Origin of the sequence: Micromonospora sp. M51 (genome assembly GCF_018070305.1) — a bacterium.
Classification (GTDB): Bacteria; Actinomycetota; Actinomycetes; order Mycobacteriales; family Micromonosporaceae; genus Micromonospora; species Micromonospora parva.
This window is the reverse complement of the sequence record NZ_JAGPXZ010000380.1, coordinates 1-5,784: the sequence shown is the minus strand read 5'-3', so window position 1 is coordinate 5,784 and position 5,784 is coordinate 1. Positions and strand designations below refer to the sequence as shown.

The 5,784-nt window shown below is 67.7% G+C and carries 4 protein-coding genes, 1 tRNA gene and 2 pseudogenes; 1 reads left to right on the top strand and 6 read right to left on the bottom strand.

The features are described 5' to 3' along the window. Positions 1-657 precede the first annotated feature (657 nt). Positions 658-882 (top strand): hypothetical protein, encoded by a 225-nt coding sequence (locus tag KBX53_RS19850; protein WP_030333540.1) that lies wholly within the window; start codon positions 658-660, stop codon positions 880-882. Positions 883-885: 3 nt separating this feature from the next. On the opposite strand, the gene KBX53_RS19845 is transcribed toward KBX53_RS19850, so the two are convergent. From KBX53_RS19845 to KBX53_RS19820, 6 genes and pseudogenes are all read right to left on the bottom strand, one after another. Next, entirely contained in the window at positions 886-1,683 is a 798-nt protein-coding gene (locus KBX53_RS19845; RefSeq protein ID WP_210860926.1) for a carbon-nitrogen hydrolase family protein, read from the bottom strand. Positions 1,684-1,818: 135 nt separating this feature from the next. After that, positions 1,819-3,114: an ATP-dependent Clp protease ATP-binding subunit ClpX gene (gene clpX, locus KBX53_RS19840; protein WP_030333537.1), complete on the bottom strand. Its 1,296-nt coding sequence runs from the start codon at positions 3,112-3,114 to the stop codon at positions 1,819-1,821. Between the two features lie 209 nt (positions 3,115-3,323). After that, the gene (locus tag KBX53_RS19835) at positions 3,324-3,986 is read right to left on the bottom strand and encodes an ATP-dependent Clp protease proteolytic subunit (protein ID WP_030333536.1); all 663 of its coding nucleotides are present in this window, start codon (positions 3,984-3,986) and stop codon (positions 3,324-3,326) included. 10 nt (positions 3,987-3,996) lie between these two features. Further along, positions 3,997-4,110, bottom strand: a pseudogene (locus KBX53_RS19830) (ATP-dependent Clp protease proteolytic subunit); the annotation flags it as partial. Beyond that, positions 4,105-5,382: pseudogene (gene tig, locus KBX53_RS19825) on the bottom strand (trigger factor); the annotation flags it as partial. The pseudogenes tig and KBX53_RS19830, both read right to left, overlap by 6 nt. A gap of 138 nt (positions 5,383-5,520) precedes the next feature. Beyond that, positions 5,521-5,594: transfer RNA gene (locus KBX53_RS19820), tRNA-Pro, on the bottom strand. Positions 5,595-5,784: the final 190 nt, after the last annotated feature.

Below are 5,784 nucleotides of genomic sequence, written 5' to 3'. Positions count from 1 at the left end.
AAAGGAATCCCAACCAGCCAAACCAAAAGGCCTGACCAGTCCGGGGTATAAATCATAATTGGCACTGGCTTTACAAGCACCCTGTTGAGTTCTCAAAGAACAACCACACACCAGCCGCAAGCCCCACACTCAGTGGAACCCCAACCGGGGCATTTCCCGCTCTCGCACCCGGCGCTTTCAGCACCAGGCACTTTTACTACGTTACCCGCTCGTTTCCACCCTGTCAAACCGATATTTCGCGGTTCGTCATGCTTCAGCGATATTGCGGATACTCTTACTGCTTCGAGTCCACGATGACGCGCGTCGTTTCCGACGTTCGTTTCTGTCGTGGGAAGCCGCAGACCGGCCGATCACCGCTTCGCGGCTCTCCGCCCGGCTCCTGCCGGCTTCAGAACTCTACCCGGTCGGCTTCGCGTTCGCAACCCCGTATCCGGAGTGTTCCGCACCGCCCGATCCTCAGTCTCGCTCGGCGTTCCCGCCACGAGCCTGGCGCCCGTTCTCGGCCGGTTTGTCCGGCCTCCCCCGTGCAGAGAGAAAGTTACGCGGACGGCCCGGAGAAGGCAAATCAGGGTTCATCACTGGTTCGGGCGAGGCGCGCGGCAGGCTCCTCGGTGCGGCCGAGGACGCGGACCGCCTCGACGTGCCAGAGTGTCAGTCATGGATGAGTCCGGGCACGGTGCCAGGGTGGTCGCCGAGGAGGCACTGCTCGGCCTCATCGGGCCGTTCTGGCAGGTGGTGATCGGTGCGGTCGTGCTGGTCGTACTCGTGCTCTCGGTGGGACGACTGGCCCGCCGGGGCCGGTCCCGGATGACCACGGCGCTGCTGGTCACCGCAGCGGCCATCGCCGGGTTCGCGGTGATCGGCGTCCTGCTGGAGGGCTGAGGCTCAGAGCCGGCGATTGGCGAGGCTGGGCAGCTCGGCGCGGATCGCGTCGAGCCGGTCGAGGTCCAGGTCGACAACGGAAACGCCCGGTCCGTCCGGCACCTGGCCGATGACCGTCCCCCACGGGTCGACCACCATGCTGCGCCCGAAGCAGGTGCGACCCGGCTCGTGGTCGCCGGTCTGGCCGGCAGCCGCCACGAAACACTGGTTCTCGATCGCCCTGGCCCGCAGCAGAACCTCCCAGTGATCCCGGCCGGTGTGCATCATGAATGCGGCCGGAACCACCAGCAGCTGAGCGCCGCCCTCGGACGCGAGCCGCCGGTACAGCTCCGGGAAGCGCAGGTCGTAACAGATCGACAGGCCGACCCGCAGCCCTTCGACGTCGACCACCACCGGCTGGACCCCGGGCGCGACACTCGCCGACTCCCGGTACGAGACCCGACCGGGGATCTCCACGTCGTACAGGTGGATCTTGCGGTAGCTCGCGGCCAGGCTGCCGGAACGGTCAAAGACCAGCGACGTGTTCCAGGTGTGCTCCGGGTCCGGGCCGGCCTCGTGGAACGAGCCGGCCACCACCCACATCCCGAGCCGCCGTGCGACCCCGGCGAAGAAGCTGCCCACCTCCCCGTCGACCGGCTCCGGTTCGGGCAGCCCCGCGGCGGGACCCAGGTAGTCGACATACTCCGGGAGGACAGCGAGGTCGGCGCCGCCGGCGGCAGCGCGCTCCAGCAGGGCCTCCGCGGCCGCCAGATTGGCCTTACGGTCGTCCCGGGCGTTCAGCTGGCAGACGGCGACACGCATGTGCAAAGGGTACGGCTGGAAGACCGCTCACGGACAGGGTCACGGCCCGGCCGGCGCGGGTGGTCAGCGGCCGGCGCCCGAACGCGATCACGCCGGCCGTCCCAGAACTCGACGACCGGCGTGATGCGGGGAGGATCAGGCGGACTTCTCTTCGCGATCGCGCCGGGCACGACGGCCGGTGAACTCACGCGGCACGATCGTCGGGTTGACGTTCTCCAGGACGACCTCGCGGGTGATCAGCACGCGGGCGGCGTCCGGGTTGCTCGGCACCTCGTACATCGCGGAGAGCAGGACCTCCTCGATGATCGCCCGCAGGCCACGGGCACCAGTGCCCCGCAGCATCGCCTGATCGGCGATGGCTTCCAGCGCCGGCTCGTCGAACTCCAGCTCGACGCCGTCCAGCTCGAACAGGCGCTGGTACTGCCGGACCAGGGCGTTGCGCGGCTCGGTGAGGATCCGTACGAGGGCGCTGCGGTCCAGGCTGCGAACGTTGGTGATCACCGGCAGCCGGCCCACGAACTCGGGGATCAGCCCGAACTTGAGCATGTCCTCCGGCATGACCTGGCTGAAGATGTCGTCGGTCGACCGCTCGGACACCGACCGGAGCCGGGCGCCGAAGCCCGTGCCACCCTGCCCGGTGCGGGACTCGATGATCTGGTCGAGGCCGGCGAACGCGCCACCGCAGATGAACAGCACGTTGGTGGTGTCGATCTGGATGAACTCCTGGTGCGGGTGCTTACGACCGCCCTGCGGCGGCACGTTGGCCACCGTGCCCTCAAGCATCTTGAGCAGGGCCTGCTGCACGCCCTCGCCGGAGACGTCCCGGGTGATCGAGGGATTTTCCGACTTCCGGGCGATCTTGTCGACCTCGTCGATGTAGATGATCCCGGTCTCGGCGCGCTTGATGTCGTAGTCGGCGGCCTGGATCAGCTTGAGGAGGATGTTCTCCACGTCCTCGCCGACGTAGCCCGCCTCGGTCAGCGCTGTGGCGTCGGCGATGGCGAACGGGACGTTCAACATCCGGGCCAGGGTCTGCGCCAGGTGGGTCTTGCCGCACCCCGTCGGACCGAGCAGCAGGATGTTGGACTTGGCCAGCTCGACGGCGTCACTGCCGGAGCCCGGCGCGCCAGCCGCCTCGGCCTGGATCCGCTTGTAGTGGTTGTAGACCGCGACGGCGAGTGCCTTCTTGGCCTGATCCTGACCCACGACGTAGGTGTCGAGGAACTGGCAGATCTCCATCGGCTTGGGAAGCTCTTCCCACTTCACCTCGCCGGACTCGGCCAGCTCCTCCTCGATGATCTCGTTACAGAGATCGATGCACTCGTCGCAGATGTAGACCCCTGGGCCCGCGATGAGCTTCTTGACCTGCTTCTGCGACTTGCCGCAGAAGGAGCATTTCAGTAGGTCGCCGCCGTCACCGATCCGTGCCACCTACGTTCTCCCTGCACTCATCGGCCGGAGACCCGGCCCTGACCTGCGGACGTTGCGCTCCGCCCGGCTTCGTTCGCGCCGCCGGCCCAACCGGCGAAGCGGTACGGACCCGACGTTACCCGCTGGCGGGGCATTCTCCGACCCCCAAAACGGGTGTGTCAGAGGTCGGCCGGGAACGAAGCCCCGGCCAACCTCTGACCCGGTACAGCTCAGCGAGCGGCGTTGGCCGCCAGCAGACCCTTCTTGCGACTGGTCAGGATCGTGTCGACCAGCCCGTACTCCTTGGACTCCTCGGCCGTCATGATCTTGTCACGGTCGATGTCCTTGCGAACCTGCTCGATCGGGCGGTTGCAGTGGCGGGACAGCATGTCCTCCAGCTGCGTACGCATCCGCAGGATCTCCCGGGCCTGGATCTCGATGTCCGAGCCCTGCCCGTAGCCGCCCTCGGTGGCCGGCTGGTGGATGATGATCCGCGAGTTCGGCAGGGCCATCCGCTTACCCGGAGTGCCCGCCGAGAGCAGCACCGCCGCCGCGCTCGCCGCCTGCCCGAGGCAGACCGTCGAGATGTCCGGACGGACGTACTGCATGGTGTCGTAGATCGCCGTCATGGCGGTGAACGACCCACCCGGCGAGTTGATGTACATGATGATGTCGCGGTCCGGGTCGGTGCCCTCGAGCGTCAGCAGCTGGGCCATCACGTCGTTCGCCGACGCGTCGTCCACCTGGACGCCGAGGAAGATGATCCGGTCCTCGAAGAGCTTGTTGTACGGGTTCGACTCCTTGACCCCGTACGACGTGCGCTCAACGAACGACGGCAGCACGTAGCGGTTGTGCACGGCCGCGAACTGGGGCGGCAGGCTCAGATCGGTCATCGTCAGCTCCTCAGCTCAGGGTCCCGGCGCCATCCGGAACCTGTGCGGCCCCGATGATCACCTTGTCGATGAAGCCGTAGTCCATGGCCTCCTGGGCGGTGAACCAACGGTCCCGGTCCGAGTCCTTGATCGTGATCCGCTCCATGACAGCCGCGAGCGCCTTGCCCCGCCGCACGTCGCCGAAGACCGCGGCGGCCGCGCCGGAGCGCACCAGCTGGTCGTAGTACTGCTGCGGGGCCATCCCGGCACGCTGCGCCCGGTGCACGATCTCGTGCCCGAACTCGTCGTCGGAGACCTGCACGTCCTCCGCGTCGGCCAGCGTGTCCAGCAGGAGCTGGACCTTGACGCCCTCGGTCGCCGCCTCGGTCAGCTCGGCGTCGATCTGCTCCTCGGTCTTGTCCTCGGCCGCGAGGTACTCCTCCATCGAGGCGCCGATCCGCTCCAGCTGGTCGATCATCGCCTGCTTGCGGCTCGCGACCTCCTCGCGGACGACACCCTCCGGGGCCGGGATCTCGGCGGCCTCGACCAGCTGGGCCAAAGCCTTGTCCCGAGCGGCGTAGATCTGCTCGACCTGCTTGCCCTGGGTGACCCGCGCCCGCAGGTCGCCGCGCAGCTCCTCGATCGTGTCGAACTCGCTGGCCATCTGGGCGAACTCGTCGTTCAGCTCGGGCAGCTCCTTCTCCTTGACCGTGCGCACGGTCACCGCCACGTCGGCGTCGCGACCGGCGAAGTCGCCGCCGACCAGCTGGGTGGTGAAGGTGGTGTCCTCGCCGGCGGCCAGGCCGACGACTGCCTCGTCCAGGCCCGGCAGGAGCTGCTTGCTGCCCACCTCGTGGGAGATATTGCTCGCCTGACCGCCCGGCACGTCCTCGCCGTCGACGGTGGCGTTCAGGTCGATCTGGACGTAGTCACCCTCGGCGGCGGCCCGCTCGACGGTCTTGAGGGTCGCGAAACGCTCCCGCAGGTTCTTCACCTGCTCGTCGATCTCGCTCTCGTCGATCTGCAGCTCGTCGACGGTCACCTCGATGGTGCTCGCGTCCGGGATGGTGATCTCCGGACGGACGTCGACCTCGGCAGTGAAGTTCAGCGAGTCACCGTCGTTGAACTCGGTGATCTCGACCTCCGGGCGCCCCAGCGTCTTCAGGTCGTGCTCGCGCACCGCGGCGAGGATGTTCTCCGGGATGGCCTCCTGGACCGCCTCGTTGAGGACGGTGCCCCGGCCCACCCGCTGGTCGATCACCGCGGTCGGCACCTTGCCCCGGCGGAAGCCCGGAACCTGGACCTGCGAACCGATCTCCCGGTACGCCTTCTTGAGGCTCGGCTCGAGCTCGACGAACGGCACCTCGATGGCGAGCCGCACGCGCGTCGGGCTCAGAGTCTCGACGGTGCTCTTCACAGGCGTACTCCTTGACGGATCTCAGTTGAGTCTGGGCGTGATTCAGCCCATCGAGTGTAGGCGAGCCGGCCTGACGCTCCGGCATCGCCCGGGGACCGCACTGGGCGGCACCCGGGGCGGCCCGGCCGCGGACGACAGTCGGGGTGGCGGGATTTGAACCCACGGCCCCTCGCTCCCAAAGCGAGTGCGCTACCAAGCTGCGCCACACCCCGTGGCGACGTGCAGTCTATGCCGTCGCCACGCCTCAGGTGGTGCCGGGGCGTCCCCCACCCGGACACATCGCCCGAAAATCGCCATTCCACCCACCCGGGTGCCACCAAGATCCGCTGGACGATCCAAGATCCGCACAACATCCGGGATGTAGTGGCCTCGCCGTGCGAGGAGACCACTACATCAGTGATG

Excerpts from the sequence above, each read along its gene's own strand:
- KBX53_RS19835 (WP_030333536.1), bottom strand. The coding sequence starts at position 3,986 with ATGACCGATCTGAGCCTGCCGCCCCAGTTCGCGGCCGTGCACAACCGC.
- KBX53_RS19850 (WP_030333540.1), top strand. The coding sequence starts at position 658 with ATGGATGAGTCCGGGCACGGTGCCAGGGTGGTCGCCGAGGAGGCACTG.
- KBX53_RS19845 (WP_210860926.1), bottom strand. The coding sequence starts at position 1,683 with ATGCGTGTCGCCGTCTGCCAGCTGAACGCCCGGGACGACCGTAAGGCC.